This is a genomic window from Streptomyces sp. NPDC001156 (genome assembly GCF_053598275.1).
The window spans coordinates 25726-42707 of the sequence record NZ_JBSFJX010000072.1; the positions used below are offsets into that span (position 1 = coordinate 25726).

General features: G+C 69.7%; 16 protein-coding genes and 1 pseudogene. 12 read left to right on the plus strand and 5 right to left on the minus strand.

What is annotated here, in order from left to right; translation table 11 throughout:
- The first annotated feature begins 4 nt into the window (after nucleotides 1-4).
- The 3 genes from ACWDA7_RS28350 (at nucleotide 5) to ACWDA7_RS28360 (ending at nucleotide 2837) form a co-directional block, all read left to right on the plus strand.
- Nucleotides 5-1237 carry a sensor histidine kinase gene (locus ACWDA7_RS28350; protein ID WP_450607522.1) on the plus strand — a complete coding sequence of 411 codons (1233 nt, stop codon included), beginning with the start codon at nucleotides 5-7 and terminating at the stop codon, nucleotides 1235-1237.
- Nucleotides 1238-1627: 390 nt separating this feature from the next.
- A complete protein-coding gene (locus ACWDA7_RS28355) occupies nucleotides 1628-1924 on the plus strand; it encodes a DUF4193 domain-containing protein (protein WP_003993510.1) in 297 nt (98 codons plus the stop codon).
- A gap of 13 nt (nucleotides 1925-1937) precedes the next feature.
- Nucleotides 1938-2837 carry a hypothetical protein gene (locus tag ACWDA7_RS28360; RefSeq protein WP_450607502.1) on the plus strand — a complete coding sequence of 300 codons (900 nt, stop codon included), beginning with the start codon at nucleotides 1938-1940 and terminating at the stop codon, nucleotides 2835-2837.
- A gap of 21 nt (nucleotides 2838-2858) precedes the next feature.
- Here ACWDA7_RS28360 and ACWDA7_RS28365 read toward each other — a convergent pair whose 3' ends face one another.
- Nucleotides 2859-3320 (minus strand): DUF3093 domain-containing protein, encoded by a 462-nt coding sequence (locus tag ACWDA7_RS28365; RefSeq protein ID WP_450607504.1) that lies wholly within the window; start codon nucleotides 3318-3320, stop codon nucleotides 2859-2861.
- Nucleotides 3321-3378: 58 nt separating this feature from the next.
- On the opposite strand from ACWDA7_RS28365, the gene ACWDA7_RS28370 reads away from it, so the two are divergent.
- From ACWDA7_RS28370 to ACWDA7_RS28400, 7 genes are all read left to right on the plus strand, one after another.
- A complete protein-coding gene (locus ACWDA7_RS28370) occupies nucleotides 3379-3963 on the plus strand; it encodes a PaaI family thioesterase (protein WP_450607505.1) in 585 nt (194 codons plus the stop codon).
- The gene (dut, locus tag ACWDA7_RS28375; RefSeq protein WP_450607507.1) at nucleotides 3960-4475 is read left to right on the plus strand and encodes a dUTP diphosphatase; all 516 of its coding nucleotides are present in this window, start codon (nucleotides 3960-3962) and stop codon (nucleotides 4473-4475) included. Before ACWDA7_RS28370 ends, dut begins: the two co-directional genes overlap by 4 nt.
- A 1-nt stretch (nucleotide 4476) precedes the next feature.
- Complete coding sequence (locus ACWDA7_RS28380; protein WP_450607509.1) at nucleotides 4477-5235, plus strand: DUF3710 domain-containing protein; 759 nt, start codon at nucleotides 4477-4479, stop codon at nucleotides 5233-5235.
- A gap of 374 nt (nucleotides 5236-5609) precedes the next feature.
- Complete coding sequence (locus ACWDA7_RS28385) at nucleotides 5610-8153, plus strand: ATP-binding protein (RefSeq protein ID WP_450607511.1); 2544 nt, start codon at nucleotides 5610-5612, stop codon at nucleotides 8151-8153.
- Nucleotides 8150-8833, plus strand: a complete 684-nt coding sequence (locus ACWDA7_RS28390) for a response regulator (RefSeq protein ID WP_360989728.1) — start codon at nucleotides 8150-8152, stop codon at nucleotides 8831-8833. The genes ACWDA7_RS28385 and ACWDA7_RS28390 overlap by 4 nt, the downstream gene beginning before the upstream one ends.
- A gap of 64 nt (nucleotides 8834-8897) precedes the next feature.
- Nucleotides 8898-9296, plus strand: a complete 399-nt coding sequence (locus ACWDA7_RS28395; RefSeq protein WP_433130456.1) for an OB-fold nucleic acid binding domain-containing protein — start codon at nucleotides 8898-8900, stop codon at nucleotides 9294-9296.
- A gap of 3 nt (nucleotides 9297-9299) precedes the next feature.
- Nucleotides 9300-10049, plus strand: a complete 750-nt coding sequence (locus ACWDA7_RS28400; protein ID WP_450607514.1) for a DUF3159 domain-containing protein — start codon at nucleotides 9300-9302, stop codon at nucleotides 10047-10049.
- Nucleotides 10050-10203: 154 nt separating this feature from the next.
- Here the strand turns inward: ACWDA7_RS28400 and ACWDA7_RS28405 are convergent, their stop codons facing one another.
- Both ACWDA7_RS28405 and ACWDA7_RS28410 read right to left on the minus strand, forming a co-directional pair.
- Entirely contained in the window at nucleotides 10204-10875 is a 672-nt protein-coding gene (locus ACWDA7_RS28405) for a potassium channel family protein (RefSeq protein ID WP_359394627.1), read from the minus strand.
- Nucleotides 10875-11546 carry a potassium channel family protein gene (locus ACWDA7_RS28410; protein WP_450607524.1) on the minus strand — a complete coding sequence of 224 codons (672 nt, stop codon included), beginning with the start codon at nucleotides 11544-11546 and terminating at the stop codon, nucleotides 10875-10877. Before ACWDA7_RS28410 ends, ACWDA7_RS28405 begins: the two co-directional genes overlap by 1 nt.
- Nucleotides 11547-11938: 392 nt before the next feature.
- Here ACWDA7_RS28410 and ACWDA7_RS28415 point away from each other — a divergent pair, with 392 nt between their 5' ends.
- Both ACWDA7_RS28415 and ACWDA7_RS28420 read left to right on the plus strand, forming a co-directional pair.
- A complete protein-coding gene (locus tag ACWDA7_RS28415; protein WP_450607516.1) occupies nucleotides 11939-13990 on the plus strand; it encodes an APC family permease in 2052 nt (683 codons plus the stop codon).
- 108 nt (nucleotides 13991-14098) lie between these two features.
- On the plus strand, nucleotides 14099-15418 hold the full coding sequence (locus tag ACWDA7_RS28420) for a class I SAM-dependent RNA methyltransferase (RefSeq protein ID WP_450607518.1): 1320 nt from the start codon (nucleotides 14099-14101) through the stop codon (nucleotides 15416-15418).
- A 101-nt stretch (nucleotides 15419-15519) separates the two neighbouring features.
- On the opposite strand, the pseudogene ACWDA7_RS28425 reads toward ACWDA7_RS28420, so the two are convergent.
- A pseudogene (locus ACWDA7_RS28425) lies at nucleotides 15520-16551 on the minus strand (IS110 family transposase); the annotation flags it as partial.
- A gap of 123 nt (nucleotides 16552-16674) precedes the next feature.
- A partial coding sequence (locus ACWDA7_RS28430; protein WP_450607520.1) for a group II intron maturase-specific domain-containing protein occupies nucleotides 16675-16982 on the minus strand: 308 nt, incomplete at its 5' end.

Here is a 16982-nt window from a genome sequence, read left to right on the forward strand (position 1 = left end):
GACCGTGTCGCCGACACCCGCACCGCCCATGGCACCTCCCAAGCCCACGTGGGACCCGCGCCGTCCGGAACTCGCGTTCCCGTTGCTGCGCCCGACCATCCGCATAAGGCTCACGCTGCTGTACGGCGGCATGTTCCTGATCGCCGGCATCCTGCTGCTGTCGATCATCTATCTGTTCGCCGCGCATGCGCTCAACGTGGGCAGCGAACTGCCGTTCAAGATCCTCTCGGGTCAGGTCGCCAGCGACACCTGCAACTTCCCCGCGTCCCCCACGGCGAACGAGCTCAACAACGCCATGAACGCGTGCGTGAACGAGCAGCGCCAGCACGCCCTCGACAACCTGCTCAGCCGCTCGCTGCTGGCCCTCCTGGGCCTTGCCGTGATCGCCTTCGCCTTCGGCTACGCGATGGCCGGCCGTGTGCTCTCGCCGCTCGGCCGGATCACCCGTACCGCGCGTGCGGTGGCCGGCTCGGACCTGTCCCGCCGTATCGAGCTGGACGGCCCCGACGACGAGCTGAAGGAGCTGGCGGACACCTTCGACGACATGCTGGAGCGGCTGCAGCGGGCGTTCACCGCCCAGCAGCGCTTCGTCGGGAACGCCTCGCACGAGCTGCGCACGCCGCTGGCGATCAACCGCACGCTCCTCGAGGTGCACCTGTCCGATCCGGCGGCGCCCGTCGAACTGCAGCAGCTCGGCAAGACGCTGCTCGCCACCAATGAGCGCAGTGAACAGCTCGTGGAGGGCCTGCTGCTGCTCGCCCGCAGCGACAACCAGATCGTCGAGCGCAAGCCCGTCGATCTGGCGGAGGTGGCGTCCCAGGCCGTCGACCAGGTGCACGCCGAGGCGGAGGCCAAGGGCATCGAGATCCGTGGCCGTCGCGGCCCGGCGGTCGTCCAGGGCAATGGGGTCCTGCTGGAGCGGATCGCCCTGAACCTCGTTCAGAACGCGGCGCGTTACAACATCCCGGAGGGCGGCTGGGTCGAGGTGACGACCGAGCTCCAGCACGGCGAGGCCGTGCTGGTGGTCTCCAACACCGGACCGGTGGTCCCCGCCTACGAGATCGACAACCTCTTCGAGCCCTTCACCCGGCTCCGTACGGAGCGCACGGGCAGCGACAAGGGCGTGGGGCTGGGTCTGTCGATCGCGCGGTCCGTGGCGCGCGCCCACGGCGGGCACATCAGCGCGCAGCCCCGAGAGGGCGGTGGATTGGTGATGCGCGTCACCTTGCCCACCTGAGAGGGCGTTGGCTCGGTCGGATGTTCGCTTTGCGCAGAATTTTCTGATCCGGGACCTCGACTGTCCTTGTGTGATCGATCACAGCGATGTTTTTCCAGCCATCTACTCTCTGTGATCGTTCGAGTGCCCATAAAGCCTAAAAATCCGGGTTTTCCCGGGCCTTGATCACGGGAAGTACACGGTGAGATGCCTTTGTGCTGGGGCACACGGACCGTGTACGGTCCCGTTCGCCATCCAACCCGATCACTCTTGAGGAGTCCGGTTGGGTGTCGATTGAGTAACAGACCTTGATGTGAGGCAAAATCTCCGCCTCGAGGCGGGCACAAGTCCGGCCTCTCACGCGTTACGTGCGCTGGAGACACCCGCAGACACCCAGAGGGGGAGAGCGAAATGGCAACCGACTACGACACCCCACGCAAGACCGACGACGATGTCGACTCCGACAGCCTTGAGGAGCTGAAGGCCAGGCGGAACGACAAGTCCGCTTCTGCCGTCGACGTCGATGAGTTCGAGGCCGCAGAAGGCCTTGAGCTGCCGGGCGCAGACCTCTCGAACGAGGAGCTGGCCGTCCGTGTGCTGCCGAAGCAGCAGGACGAGTTCACCTGCATGAGCTGCTTCCTGGTGCACCACCGCAGCCAGCTGGCCCGGGAGAAGAACGGTCAGCCGATCTGCCGCGACTGCGACTGAGGACGGGTCGGCCGTGACTGGCTCGACCCCTCCTCGGAAGCGCCGCTTCCCGCACAAGGGAGCGGACCTGGAGCCCTCCGAGGGTTCCCGTGGCGCACGTGACGACGAGCGGGGCTCTTCCGATCCGGGAGCAGCCTCGCTCGAACCGGCACAAGCCTCCACGGCCCCGGAAGGGCCCGAGGTACCGGCCCGACCGCCGGTACCCGTGTGGCAGCGCCGTGCGGCCGCCGTCCGGGACGGGGTCCAGGAAGGCGTCCGCAAGGGCGGTGGCTGGGCCAAGGTGGCCCTGGTCAACCTCACCGACCGGGTCATCGAGACGGCCCCGCGGATCCCCGTCCGTGACCTCGCGGCGCTCCGCAGGCAGTTCCCCGGCCTCGGGCCCGAGGAACTGGCCGACAAGCTGGTCGCGGGCGCGGCGAGGGGGACGGCTACGGTCGGGGCCGGCATCGGGGCCGCGGCGATGCTGCCCGTGCCGCCTGCCATGCCGACCGAACTGGCCGCGGAGATCACCGGAGTCGCCGGGGTCGAGATCAAGCTGATCGCCGAACTGCACGAGGTGTACGGGCGGCGGCCGGCCGGGAACCTCGCCCAGCGCAGTACCGCCTATCTGCGCTCGTGGTCGGGCGAGCGCGGCATCGACGTGACCAGGCCGTCGACCATAGACACGGCCCTCGGTGGTCAGGTGAAGCGCAGACTGCGACAGCAGATCATGAAGCGGGTGGTGCGCGACCTGCCCAGTCTCATGCCCTTCCTGGTGGGCGCCGCGGTGGGGGCGGTCATGAACGGGCAGGACACCCGACGGCTCGCGGATCGCGTCCGGTCGGACCTGCGCAAGGTGCAGGTGCCGTGGGAGGCCCTGCCGGAGCTGCCGCCGCTGGAGCAGCCGAAGGACGCCCTGCCGCCGGGGTACTGACGGGCCGGCGCGGTCCCGCTGTCACCCCCGCGCCCGGGCCGCCTTGATCGCGGCTGCCAGCTTCTCCGGCTCCCTGGTCGACAGATACAGGTACGGCGTCGGGTCCTGCGGGTCCGTCACCTCGACCTTGAGAGCGGTCGGGATGTAGGCGCGCAGGAGCATGAAGGCGCGCGTGTTGGCCTTGTGGGTGCGCCAGGCACGGGCCTCCTCCGCGTCCAGGATCTCCGAGTCGCCGAGCGCCGACACCGGGATCTTCGCCTCGCCGGCGATCAGCGAGTCGCCCACCACGCGGATGCGGAGGGAGCCGTACGAGCTCGCCACCACCGCCGCGGCGGCGGTGCCGCCGACCAGCCCGCCGAGCAGCGGCAACGTGCCGAAGGGGAGCAGGATCAGGGCCAGCGCGACACCGGTCAGGAGGCACATCAGCCACCAGGACCGCGGCGCGGTGAGACGTTCTTCGTACGGCGGCGCGGAGAGCTGCATGAAACCAAGCTTGGCACGGTGTCCGAAGCGCGCTCACGCGCGGGTAAGGTCTGCGCCTGTGAGTGGTACTTCCGCAGCTCTGACGCCTCCCGACCACGCCGTGGCGCCCGTACGGCACCCCGATGCCCCGGCGCCGGGTGAACTCCTCGGCGCCCACTACGGGCAGTGCTTCGGATGCGGGGGAGAGCAGCCTCACGGGCTGCACCTGCAGGCGCGGGCCGGTGAGGGCGTCTCCATCACCGCCGAGTTCACCGTCCAGCCCGCACACCAGGGCGCGCCCGGCCTGGCCCACGGCGGGGTCCTCGCCACCGCCCTGGACGAGACCCTCGGCTCCCTGAACTGGCTGCTGCGCACCATCGCGGTGACGGGACGGCTGGAGACCGACTTCGTCCGGCCGGTCCCCGTGGATACCGTCCTGTATCTGGAGGCCGAGGTGACGGCGGTGGCCGGACGGAAGATCTATTCGAGGGCGACCGGGCGGATCGGCGGCCCGGACGGGCCCGTGGCCGTCCGGGCGGAGGCCCTCTTCATCGAGGTGAAGGTCGACCACTTCATCGACAACGGCCGCCCCGATGAGATCCAGGCGGCCATGAACGACCCGGACCGGCTCCGGCGCGCACGAGCCTTCGAGGTGAATCCATGAGCAGCGACCCCGTGAACGTGCTGATCCGGCGCCTCGACCCCGACGTACCGCTTCCGGCGTACGCGCATCCCGGCGACGCCGGAGCCGATCTGCGCACCACGGAAAGCTGCGAGCTCGAGCCGGGAGAGCGGGCCGTACTGCCCACGGGTGTGTCTGTGGCGCTCCCCGAGGGGTACGCGGCCTTCGTGCATCCACGGTCCGGTCTCGCCGCCCGCTGCGGTGTCGCCCTCGTGAATGCCCCGGGGACGGTTGATGCCGGGTACCGTGGGGAGATCAAGGTGATCGTGGTGAATCTCGACCCGCGCGAGTCCGTGCGGTTCGAGCGCTTCGACCGGATCGCCCAATTGGTCGTCCAGCAGGTCGAGAGGGTCCGCTTCCAGGAGGTGGCGGAGCTTCCCGACTCGGCGCGGGCCGCAGGGGGCTTCGGGTCCACCGGCGGTCACGCCGCAATGGGCGGCACAACGGGTGGGAATCGATACGCTTCGGTCGTATCCGACCGGGAAGGACAGTGACGTGTTCGGACGTCGCAACAAGAAGGATGCCGCCGAGGACGCGGCCGGCGAGGCCGAGCAGGTCGTCGACGGTGTCGACACTGAGGCGGACGAAGAGGCCGAGCACGAGCGCGTGAGGCTCGAACCGGAGCCCCGGCCCGACGGCCCCTGGGACAGCACCGAGGTCCGGGAGCCCGGCGAGGGCCGGGTGGATCTCGGCGGTCTGCTCGTGCCCGGGGTCGAGGGCATGGAGCTGCGGGTCGAGGTCGCGGGAGACGCGATTGTCGCGGCCACCGTCGTCCTGCGGGACAGCGCCGTCCAGCTGCAGGCCTTCGCCGCGCCCAAGCGCGAGGGCATCTGGGGCGAGGTGCGCGAGGAGATCGCCAGCGGCATCACCCAGCAGGGCGGCATCGTCGACGAGGTCGAGGGACCGCTGGGCTGGGAGCTGCGCGCTCAGGTACCGGTGCAGCTGCCGGATGGCACGGGCGGATTCCAGGTCGTCCGGTTCATCGGTGTGGATGGTCCCCGCTGGTTCCTGCGCGGTGTGATCTCCGGTCAGGGTGCCGTGCAGCCGCAGGCAGCGGGCCTGCTCGAACAGATCTTCAGGGACACGGTCGTGGTCCGCGGCGAGGGCCCGATGGCGCCCCGCGATCCGATCGTCCTGAAGCTGCCCAACGACGCGCAGATGGTGCCCGAGGGCGTCCAGCAGGAGGAGGGCTCCCGCTTCTCGGGCGGCATGGGCCAGTTGCAGCGCGGACCCGAGATCACCGAGGTCCGCTGACAGCTTCACGTACACAACCGACACGAGGCCGTACCCCGCAGGGGGTACGGCCTCTTCGTGTGCGGCCCCTTGACGGCCAGTTGGTCTGTACCTATGGTCACCGGCCAACGCGAGCGGACCCGACCGGCCGGCAGCAACAACCTCTTCGTGGCCTGGGAGACCCTCACGCACGGGGACAACCCCTCCTGATCCGCGTACGGCGGCCGTGGCTCCGCTGCCTCGGAGCCCGGCCGCCGTACCGTCCGCGGGGCTCGGCGGACGCATCAGGGTTGCGTCAAAGCGGCCCTGGCCGAGGCGCCCCGTCCCATTTGCCGTGATTATTGGCCGTAAAGTCGACGCAGCGTACGCAGGTGTGATGGGAAGACAATGGGGCCATGGGACGCGGCAAGCTTCGGATCTACCTCGGTGCGGCACCCGGCGTGGGCAAGACATACGCCATGCTGTCCGAGGCACACCGGCGCGTCGAGCGCGGCACGGACTGCGTGGTGGCCTTCGTCGAGCACCACGACCGCCCGCGCACGGCGGTGATGCTGCACGGCCTGGAGCAGATACCCCGCAAGGAGCTGGTCCACCGCGGCTCGGTCTTCACCGAGATGGACGTGGACGCGGTCCTGCGTCGTGCCCCCGCCGTCGCCCTGGTGGACGAGCTCGCCCACACGAACATTCCCGGCTCACGCAATGCTAAGCGCTGGCAGGACGTCGAGGAGCTGCTGGCCGCGGGGATCGATGTGGTCTCGACCGTCAACATCCAGCACCTGGAGTCCCTCGGCGACGTCGTCGAGTCCATAACCGGCATACGGCAGCGCGAGACCGTACCCGACGAAGTGGTGCGGCGCGCGGACCAGATCGAGCTGGTCGACATGTCGCCCCAGGCGCTGCGCCGCCGGATGGCGCACGGCAACATCTACAAACCGGACAAGGTCGACGCGGCCCTGTCCAACTACTTCCGGCCCGGAAACCTGACCGCCCTGCGTGAGCTGGCCCTGCTGTGGGTGGCGGACCGGGTCGACGAGTACCTGACCGCGTACCGCAGTGAGCACCAGGTGTCGAAGATCTGGGGTTCGCGCGAGCGGATCGTGGTCGGGCTCACCGGCGGCCCCGAGGGGCGGACGCTGATCCGCCGGGCCGCGCGGCTCGCGGAGAAGGGCGCAGGCGGCGAGGTGCTGGCCGTCTACATCTCCCGCACCGACGGGCTCACCTCGGCCTCGCCGAAGGAGCTCGCCGTCCAGCGCACCCTCGTCGAGGATCTGGGCGGCACCTTCCACCATGTGGTGGGCGAGGACATACCCGCGGCGCTGCTGGACTTCGCCCGCGGCGTGAACGCGACCCAGATCGTGCTCGGCTCCTCGCGCCGCAAGACCTGGCAGTACATCTTCGGACCCGGTGTCGGTGCGACGGTCGCCCGCGAGTCCGGCCCCGACCTCGACGTGCACATCGTCACCCACGAGGAGGTCGCCAAGGGACGCGGTCTCCCGGTGACCCGCGGGGCGCGCCTCGGCCGTACGCGCATCCTGGCGGGCTGGCTGGTCGGCGTCGTCGGGCCGGTCGTGCTGGCCCTGCTGCTGATCGCCGTGCACCTCGGTCTCGCCAACGACATGCTGCTGTTCCTGGCCCTGACCGTGGCGGCGGCCCTGCTCGGGGGGCTCTTCCCGGCGCTCGCCTCGGCCGCGCTGGGCTCCCTGCTGCTGAACTACTACTACACGCCCCCGCTGCACCGGCTGACGATCGCCGACCCGAGGAACATCGTCGCCATCGTGATCTTCGTCGGCGTCGCCGTGTCGGTGGCCTCGGTGGTGGATCTCGCGGCCCGGCGCACCCACCAGGCGGCACGGCTGCGCGCCGAGTCGGAGATCCTCTCCCTCCTCGCGGGCAGTGTGCTGCGCGGTGAGACCAGCCTGGACGAGATCCTTGAACGGGTGCGCGAGACCTTCGGCATGGAGTCGGCGGCGGTGCTGGAACGCACCAGCGAGCTCGATCCCTGGACCTGCGCGGGCAGCGTGGGCCAGGGCGCGCCGACCGGACGGCCGGAGGACGCCGACGTGGACGTGCCGGTGGGCGACAACATGGCGCTGGTGCTGTCCGGGCGGGTACTGCCCGCCTCGGACCGCCGGGTGCTGGCCGCCTTCGCCGCCCAGGCGACGGTGGCCCTGGACCGCCAGCGCCTGCGGCAGGAGGCCGAACAGGCCCGCGCGCTGGCCGAGGGCAACCGGATCCGCACCGCCCTGCTGGCGGCCGTCAGCCATGACCTGCGCACCCCGCTCGCGGGCATCAAGGCCTCGGTCACCTCGCTCAGGTCGGACGACGTGGAGTGGTCGGACGAGGACCGCGCCGAGTTGCTCGCGGCGATCGAGGAAGGGGCCGACCGGCTCGACCACCTGGTGGGCAACCTGCTGGACATGTCCCGGCTGCAGACCGGTACCGTCACCCCGCTGATCCGGGAGGTCGACCTGGACGAGGTCGTTCCGATGGCGCTCGGCGGAGTGCCCGAGGACAGCGTGGAACTGGACATCCCGGAGACCCTGCCGATGGTCGAGGTGGACGCCGGACTCCTGGAGCGCACGGTCGCCAACCTCGTCGAGAACGCGGTCAAGTACGGCCCCCTGGGGACGCCGGTGGTGGTCTCGGCGAGCGCCCTCGCCGACCGCGTGGAGGTCCGTGTCGTCGACCGCGGTCCGGGTGTGCCCGACGAAGCGAAGGAACGGATCTTCGAGCCCTTCCAGCGGTACGGTGACGCTCCGCGCGGTGCCGGCGTCGGCCTAGGCCTGGCGGTCGCCCGCGGCTTCGCCGAGGCCATGGGCGGCACCCTGACCGCCGAGGACACCCCCGGCGGCGGGCTCACGATGGTGCTCACACTTCGGGCCGTGGAAAGTGTTCTCGGCCCCGAACGACTCGCTGAACCAGAAAGGCAAACCACATGACCCGGGTGCTCGTGGTCGACGACGAGCCGCAGATCGTGCGCGCCCTCGTGATCAACCTGAAGGCGCGCAAGTACGAGGTCGACGCGGCCCCCGACGGCGCGACTGCACTCCAGCTCGCCGCCGCCCGCCACCCCGATGTCGTGGTGCTGGACCTCGGGCTGCCGGACATGGACGGCGTCGAGGTGATCAAGGGCCTGCGCGGCTGGACCCGGGTGCCGATCCTGGTGCTGTCCGCACGCCACTCCTCGGACGAGAAGGTCGAGGCGCTCGATGCGGGCGCCGACGATTACGTCACCAAGCCGTTCGGCATGGACGAGCTGCTGGCCCGTCTGCGCGCCGCCGTCCGCCGCGCCGAGCCGACCGGCGGCGGTGACGACGACGTGATGGTGGAGACCGACGGCTTCACCGTCGACCTGGCCGCGAAGAAGGTCAACCGCGACGGCAAGGACGTACGCCTCACCCCCACGGAGTGGCATCTGCTGGAGGTGCTCGTCCGCAACACCGGGCGCCTGGTCAGCCAGAAGCAGCTGCTGCAGGAGGTATGGGGGCCGTCGTACGGGACGGAGACCAACTATCTGCGGGTCTACATGGCCCAGCTGCGACGGAAGCTGGAGACTGACCCCTCGCACCCGAAGCACTTCATCACCGAACCCGGCATGGGCTACCGGTTCGAGAAGTGAGCCGGGCCGCCTGGGCGGTGCCTCGGGTACGCCGGTGCGAGGCGTCCCCCGGTAGGCTTTCGGTATGACTGCTGTCCCCCGCTCCGAAAGGCCGGTCGGCCGGCTCCGCCGCATGCTCGACCGTCTCTCCTCCTCGCAGGAGGAGCTGGATTCGGAGGAACTGCGGGAGGACGCCGAGACCACCGGCTGTACGCGGATCGGGGACTGCCACGACCGGCAGATCGTCACGGTTACTGGTACGTTGCGCACGGTCACGCTGCGCCCGCGGGCCGGTGTGCCGGCGCTGGAAGCCGAGCTGTTCGACGGTTCGGCGGCCCTGGACGTGGTGTGGCTGGGCAGGCGCTCCATCGTCGGGATCGAGCCGGGACGCAAGCTGATCGCGTCGGGCCGGATCTCGATGAGCCGGGGCCGCAGAGTCCTGTTCAACCCGAAGTACGAACTCAGACCACTCGGACGGGAGTAGCCGGTGACGTCACTCGAGAAGCCGACCGAAGACGCCCAGCACGATTCGCGGGCGGTGACGGAGGCCGCGCTCTTCGAGGCGTTCGGCGGGGTCCGCGGCATGGTCGAGACCGTGGTGCCGGGCCTCCTGTTCGTCACCATCTTCACGATCAACAAGGACCTGCACCTGTCGGCGATCGCCGCGCTCGCGGTGTCGCTGCTGCTGGTGGTGGTACGCCTCGTCAGAAGGGACACCGTCAAGCACGCCTTCAGCGGTGTGTTCGGTGTGGCGTTCGGCGTGGTCTTCGCGATGATGACCGGCAACGCCAAGGACTTCTATCTGCCGGGCATGCTCTACACCCTCGGCCTGGCCCTCGCCTACATCATCACCACGCTCGCCGGAGTCCCCCTGATCGGCCTGATCCTCGGCCCGGTCTTCAAGGAGAACCTCTCCTGGCGCACCCGCAACCCGGGACGCAAGAAGGCCTACGCCAAGGCCAGCTGGGCCTGGGGACTGATCCTGCTCGCCAAGTGCGCGATCCTCTTCCCCCTGTACTGGTGGGCCAACACCGCCCAGCTCGGCTGGGTGCTGGTCACACTGAAGATCCCGCCGTTCCTGCTCGCCGTCTGGCTCACCTGGGTGTTCCTGGCGAAGGCACCGCCGCCGATCGACGTCTTCGCGGAGATGGAGGCGGAGGAGAAGGCCGAGAAGGAACGGACGGTCGCGGTGGGGGAACACGAGGCCTCCGCGGGCCGGCATCGCCGGCAGTCCTGAGCTCTGTCGCCGGACTCCCGCCTGCGTCGCCCCGCAGCGGGGGCCGCGCCCCCGGGGCCCCTTCGCCCTGAACGGTTTCCTTCTCGAACGCCGGACGACGGACCGACGCGGGGCCCCGGACCCGTCCGGGGCCCCGCGTCGACCGCGATCCGGACTAGGCGTCCTCGCGCCGCACCGAGAGCAGTTCCTCCAGCTGCTCCTCACGGGCCTGGGCCGCCACGAACAGCAGCTCGTCGCCCGCTTCCAGCGAGTCCTCCCGCGACGGGGTCAGGACCCGGGTGCCGCGGATGATCGTCACCAGGGACGTGTCCTCCGGCCACTGCACGTCGCCGACCTGCGTGCCGGCCAGGGCCGACTCCGGGGGCAGCGTGAGCTCGACCAGGTTGGCGTCGCCGTGGCTGAAGCGGAGCAGCCGGACCAGGTCGCCGACGCTCACCGCCTCCTCCACCAGCGCCGACATCAGACGCGGCGTGGAGACCGCCACGTCGACGCCCCATGCCTCGTTGAACAGCCACTCGTTCTTGGGGTTGTTCACCCGGGCGACGACGCGCGGGACGCCGTACTCGGTCTTGGCCAGCAGGGAGACGACCAGGTTCACCTTGTCGTCGCCCGTCGCGGCGATCACCACGTTGCAGCGCTGCAGCGCCGCCTCGTCCAGGGACGTGATCTCGCAGGCGTCGGCCAGCAGCCACTCCGCCTGGGGCACGCGCTCCACCGAGATCGCGGTCGGCGCCTTGTCGATCAGCAGGACCTCATGCCCGTTCTCCAGGAGCTCGCCCGCGATCGAACGGCCCACGGCACCGGCTCCGGCAATGGCGACCCTCATCAGTGACCGCCCTCCCTTTCAGGACCCTCGGCGAACGACGCCTCGACCTTCTCGACGTCGTCCGTCCGCATCATCACGTGCACCAGGTCGCCTTCCTGCAGCACCGTCTGGGACGTCGGCAGCATCGTCTCGCCCAGCCTGGTGAGGAACGCCACGCGGACACCCGTCTCCTCCTGCAGCCTGCTGATCTTGTGGCCGACCCATTTCGGCGAGGCGTGCACCTCGGCGAGCTGGACACCGCCGGTGGGGTCCCGCCACAGCGGCTCGGCACCCGACGGCAGCAGCCGGCGCAGCATCTGGTCCGCGGTCCAGCGGACCGTGGCGACGGTCGGGATGCCGAGCCGCTGGTAGACCTCGGCGCGGCGGGGGTCGTAGATACGGGCCGCGACGTTCTCGATGCCGAACATCTCGCGTGCCACGCGCGCGGCGATGATGTTCGAGTTGTCGCCGCTGGAGACGGCGGCGAAGGCGCCGGCCTCCTCGATGCCCGCCTCGCGCAGGGTGTCCTGGTCGAAGCCGACTCCGGTGACACGACGGCCGCCGAACCCGGAGCCCAGTCGTCGGAAGGCGGTGGGGTCCTGGTCGATCACGGCGACCGTGTGCCCCTGTTGCTCCAGGGTCTGGGCAAGAGCGGATCCCACTCTTCCGCAGCCCATGATGACGATGTGCACGACCGTCCTTCCGATGTCAATGGTCACGGCTCAGTCGAAACGCCAAAGACAGGGTCTCAGACCGCCGACCAAGCTACACATGCGCGGTCTGCCCGGGGCACCCCTGTGACACGCGCCGGACCGCTTTGTGCGCTGTGCGGGAGCCGGTGCCGCGAGCACCGGGGAAGAGTCAGGAATCCGGCGCCGGCGAGTGCCGCCGCGGTGCCGGGGCATTGCGCGGTCGTGTGCGGAGAAGTGTCCGGCGGCGGCAGCGGACGGGAGTTCGCCGTCGACCCGTGCGCGACCGGTCACCTGCGGAATCCGCAGCCTGGCCGCTGTGCGGTCGCATTCGTGAGGCAGATCTCCCTCAGCGGGTGGAGGGCTCCCAGTAGGAGCCCTTACGATCCTCTGTTGTGTCCAAACTGACCGACGTGCCCAAACGCATCCTCATCGGGCGCGCCCTGCGCAGTGACCGGCTCGGGGAAACGCTGCTGCCCAAGCGCATCGCCCTCCCCGTCTTCGCCTCCGACCCCCTGTCCTCCGTGGCCTACGCGCCCGGAGAGGTGCTGCTGGTCCTGTCCATCGCGGGCGTGTCGGCCTACCACTTCAGCCCCTGGATCGCGGTCGCGGTCGTCGTGCTGATGTTCACCGTGGTCGCCTCCTACCGGCAGAACGTGCACGCCTACCCGAGCGGCGGCGGCGACTACGAGGTGGCGACCACCAACCTTGGCCCCAAGGCCGGCCTCACCGTCGCCAGCGCGCTGCTTGTCGACTATGTGCTCACGGTCGCTGTGTCGATCTCCTCGGGCATCGAGAACCTGGGCTCCGCGATCCCGTTCGTCGTCGAACACAAAGTGCTCTGCGCGGTCGCCGTGGTCGTGCTCCTCACGCTGATGAACCTGCGTGGGGTCAAGGAGTCCGGCACGCTGTTCGCCATTCCGACGTACGTCTTCGTCGCGGGCGTCTTCATCATGATCGTGTGGGGGGCGTTCCGCGGGCTGGTGCTCGGCGACACCATGCGGGCGCCCACGGCCTCGTACGAGATCAGGGCCGAGCACCAGGGCCTGGCCGGCTTCGCGCTGGTGTTCCTGCTGCTGCGCGCCTTCTCCTCCGGCTGCGCGGCGCTCACCGGTGTCGAGGCGATCTCCAACGGCGTCCCGGCCTTCCGCAAGCCCAAGTCGAGGAACGCGGCGACCACGCTGGCGATGATGGGCCTGCTCGCCGTCACCATGTTCTGCGGCATCATCGCGCTGGCCATGACCACCAAGGTCCACATGGCCGAGGACCCCGCCGCCGACCTGCTCCATCACGGTGTGGCGCTGGGCTCCGGCTATGTGCAGAACCCGGTGATCTCGCAGGTCGCCGAGGCCGTCTTCGGCAAGGGCAGTTTCCTGTTCATCGTGCTCGCGGCGGCGACCGCGCTGGTGCTGTTCCTCGCCGCGAACACCGCGTACAACGGCTTCCCGCTGCTCGGCTCGATCCTCGCCCAGGACCGCTATCTGCCGCGCCAGCTGCACACCCGCGGCGACCGCCTCGCCTTCTCCAACGGCATCGTGCTGCTCGCCGGCGCGGCAAGCCTGCTGATCTTCATCTACGGCGCGGACTCGACCCGGCTGATCCAGCTGTACATCGTCGGCGTGTTCGTCTCGTTCACGCTCAGCCAGACCGGCATGGTCAGACACTGGAACCGTCACCTGGCCATCGAGCGGGACCCGGCCAAGCGCCGTCACATGGTGCGCTCCCGTGCCATCAACACCTTCGGCGCCTTCTTCACCGGCCTGGTCCTGGTCGTCGTCCTCGTCACGAAGTTCACGCACGGCGCCTGGGTCGCTCTGCTCGGCATGTGCATCTTCTACGCGACGATGACCGCGATCCGCAGGCACTACGACAGCGTCGCGGAGGAGCTCGTGGCCCCCGAGGGCCCCAGCGACGACAGCGTCCGCCCGTCGCGGGTCCACTCGGTGGTGCTCATCTCCAAGATCCACCGGCCCACGCTGCGCGCCCTCGCCTACGCAAAACTGCTGCGCACGGACACCCTGGAGGCGCTCAGCGTCAACGTCGACCCGGCGGAGACCAAGGCGCTGAAGGACGAGTGGGAGCGGCGTGCCATCGATGTGCCGCTGAAGATCCTGGACTCGCCCTACCGCGAGATCACCCGACCGGTGATCGAGTACGTGAAGAGCCTGCGCCGCGAGTCCCCGCGCGACGCCGTGTCCGTGATCATCCCCGAGTACGTGGTGGGCCGCTGGTACGAACACCTGCTGCACAACCAGAGCGCGCTGCGGCTCAAGGGCCGGCTGCTGTTCACACCGGGCGTCATGGTGACCTCGGTCCCGTATCAGCTGCAGTCCTCGGAGGCCGCGAAACTCAGGGCCCGCAAGCGGCAGGACTGGAACGCTCCGGGTGCGGTGCGCCGGGGCCCGGCGGAGGAACGGGCCAGGGAGACGTCGTCTTCGCAGGGCTGAGGCCACTGTGGTGAACGGCCGGGTCGCACCCACGTAGACTGGTGGGCTGTCGTCCGGCCGTGCCGGTCTCGCAGTCGTCCCCCCTCTCGTATCTGGAGTCGTCCCGCCATGCAGGCAGAACCGAAGAAATCGCTGGTGGGGGAGGAGTACGAGGTCGAGATCGGCCCCGTCGCCCACGGTGGCCACTGCATCGCCCGTACGGAGGCCGGCCAAGTCCTCTTCGTCCGGCACACGCTGCCGGGCGAGCGAGTCGTGGCGAGGGTGACGGAGGGCGAGGAGGGCGCCCGCTTCCTGCGCGCGGACGCGGTGCGCGTGCTGGAAGCCTCCAAGGACCGCATCGAGGCACCCTGCCCGTACGCGGGTCCCGGTCGCTGCGGCGGCTGCGACTGGCAGCACGCCAAGCCGGGCGCGCAGCGCCGCCTCAAGGGCGAGGTGATCGCCGAGCAACTGCAGCGGCTCGCCGGCCTCACTCCCGAGGAGGCGGGCTGGGACGGCACGGTGGTGCCGGCCGAGGGCGACAAGGTTCCGGCGGGCGAGGTGCCGCAGTGGCGCACCCGGGTGCAGTACGCGGTGGACCCCTCCGGAAAGGCGGGCCTGCGCAGGCACCGCTCGCACGAGGTGGAACCGGTCGACCACTGCATGATCGCCGCCGAGGGTGTCAGTGAGCTGGGCATCGAGAAGCGGGACTGGACGGGCATGGACTCGGTCGAGGCGATCGCCGCGACGGGCTCGCAGGACCGCCAGGTGATCCTCACGCCGAAGCCGGGCGCGCGACTGCCGCTGGTGGAGCTGGACCGGCCGGTGTCGGTCCTGCGGGTCGACGAGAAGACGGGTGGTGTCCACCGTGTCCACGGCCGGCCCTTCGTCCGCGAACGTGCCGACGGCCGTACCCATCGCGTGGGCGGCGGCGGCTTCTGGCAGGTCCATCCGAAGGCGGCGGACACGCTGGTGACGGCCGTGATGCAGGGGCTGCTGCCCCGCAAGGGTGAGATGGCGCTGGACCTGTACTGCGGCGTCGGCCTCTTCGCGGGCGCGCTCGCCGACCGGCTGGGCGACAAGGGCGCGGTGCTCGGCATCGAGTCCGGCAAGCGCGCGGTGGAGGACGCCCGGCACAACCTGGCGGACTTCGACCGCGTCCGGATCGAACAGGGCAAGGTCGAGTCGGTCCTGCCGCGCACCGGCATCACGGAGGTCGACCTGATCGTCCTGGACCCGCCCCGTACTGGCGCGGGCCGCAGCACGGTCGCCCATCTCTCGACCCTGGGCGCGCGCCGCATCGCCTACGTGGCCTGCGATCCGGCCGCGCTGGCACGGGACTTGGCGTATTTCCGGGAAGGCGGGTACCAGGTGCGGACGCTCAGGGCGTTCGACCTGTTCCCGATGACGCATCACGTGGAGTGCGTCGCCATTCTCGAGCCAGTCCGATAGGCCGTCTGACGCGTAAATAAACAGCAGGTCAGGATGGGTGTGTGCATGGCTGGATGCCCGGTGGTCTCAGTGGGCCGCCGGGTGTCCGGACCGTGCGGTGCTCAGGCTGCGCTTTCGATCGGGTTGAGGGTGACGGTGTAGCCGAGCTGGTTGAGGGCGTTGATCGCGCGGCGGGTGGCGCGTTCGGGGTCGCGTTGGGTGAAGTAGTCGCCGCCGAGCTCGTGGTAGGGGACGTTGTCGGTGAGCATGTGCCAGATCGCGGTGATGATCGAGTGCTCGACGGCGACCAGGGCTTTGAGCGGGCCGCGGCGTGAGGTCAGCCGTTTGTAGCGGGCCTGCAGGTAGGTGCCCTTGGTTCTTACCGCGCCGAAGGCCGCGAGCCCGAGGGCGCCCTTGAGATACGGGTTGCCGGGGCGGACCTTGGTGTTCTTGGCGCGGCCGGCGGACTCGTGGTGGCCGGGGCAGACCCCGGCCCAGGACGCGAGGTGTTTGGCGGAGGCGAACCGGGCCATGTCCCCGCCGGTCTCTGCGATGATCACTTCGGCTGTGGCCTGGTTGATCCCGGGGATGGTGTCGAGCAGGTCGAGGGCGGGGCGAAAGGGGGCCATCGCCTCCTCGATCCGCTCGTCCAGTTGCCTGATGGCGCCGGTGAGCTGGTCGTACTGGTCCAGATACAGCCTCGTCAGGAACGCGTGGTGGTCACGGAAGCGACCGGTCAGGGCCTCGGTGAGTTCGGGGATCTTGTTGCGGAGCTTGCGCTTGGCCATCTCCGCGAGGATCTGCGGGTCGCCTTCCCCGTCGATGAGGGCCTCCAGCATGGCCCGGCCGGAGACGCCCATGATGTCGGAGGCGACCGCGGCGAGCTTGATGCCGGTGTCCTCCAGCAGCTTCTCCAGCCGCTGCACGATCTTCCCGCGTTCGCCGGTCATCCGGGTGCGGGCCCGGGTCAGGTCCCGCAACTCGCGCACCGGCTCGGGCGGCACGAACGAGGGCCTCACCAGGCCGTGGGCGCCGAGCTGGGCCAGCCAGGCCGCGTCCGAGACGTCCGTCTTGCGGCCGGGCAGGTTCTTGACCTGCCGAGCGTTGACCAGGATCACGTTCAAGCCCTCGGCCAGCACGTAGTAGTGAAGTCGGCCCGGGGCGCGGCTGCGGTCTTGCGACCGCACCGTTTCCCCGGACCGCTTCCCGCACCCGCCGTGCGACTTTCACCGCAACGGGCGCTCCACGAGCCCCGTTCAGGAAACCGGGGTTGCTCCTCATCCCGTGGTCGGCCACGGAGTTGGAATAACTGTTCCCCGATACCGGTAGCGCGTTGTGCTGACCTTCGCGGGATTGAACAGCTTTCTGTCCTCGGTGCCTGGCCACCAGCCACCGCCGCAGAAACGGCGGCGCAGGTCCTTCACGGTGATCCGGCGGTGCTTCCTGAACAACCATTTCATGACCCGAGCCCATGCGTAGGAGCTCAGGTACTTGAAGGTCACACTGGACACCCCGGGCCGGAAGTAGGCGCACCAGCCCCGCAGGATCCAGTTGAGCTGGATCAGCAGGGCATCGAGCGGCTGGC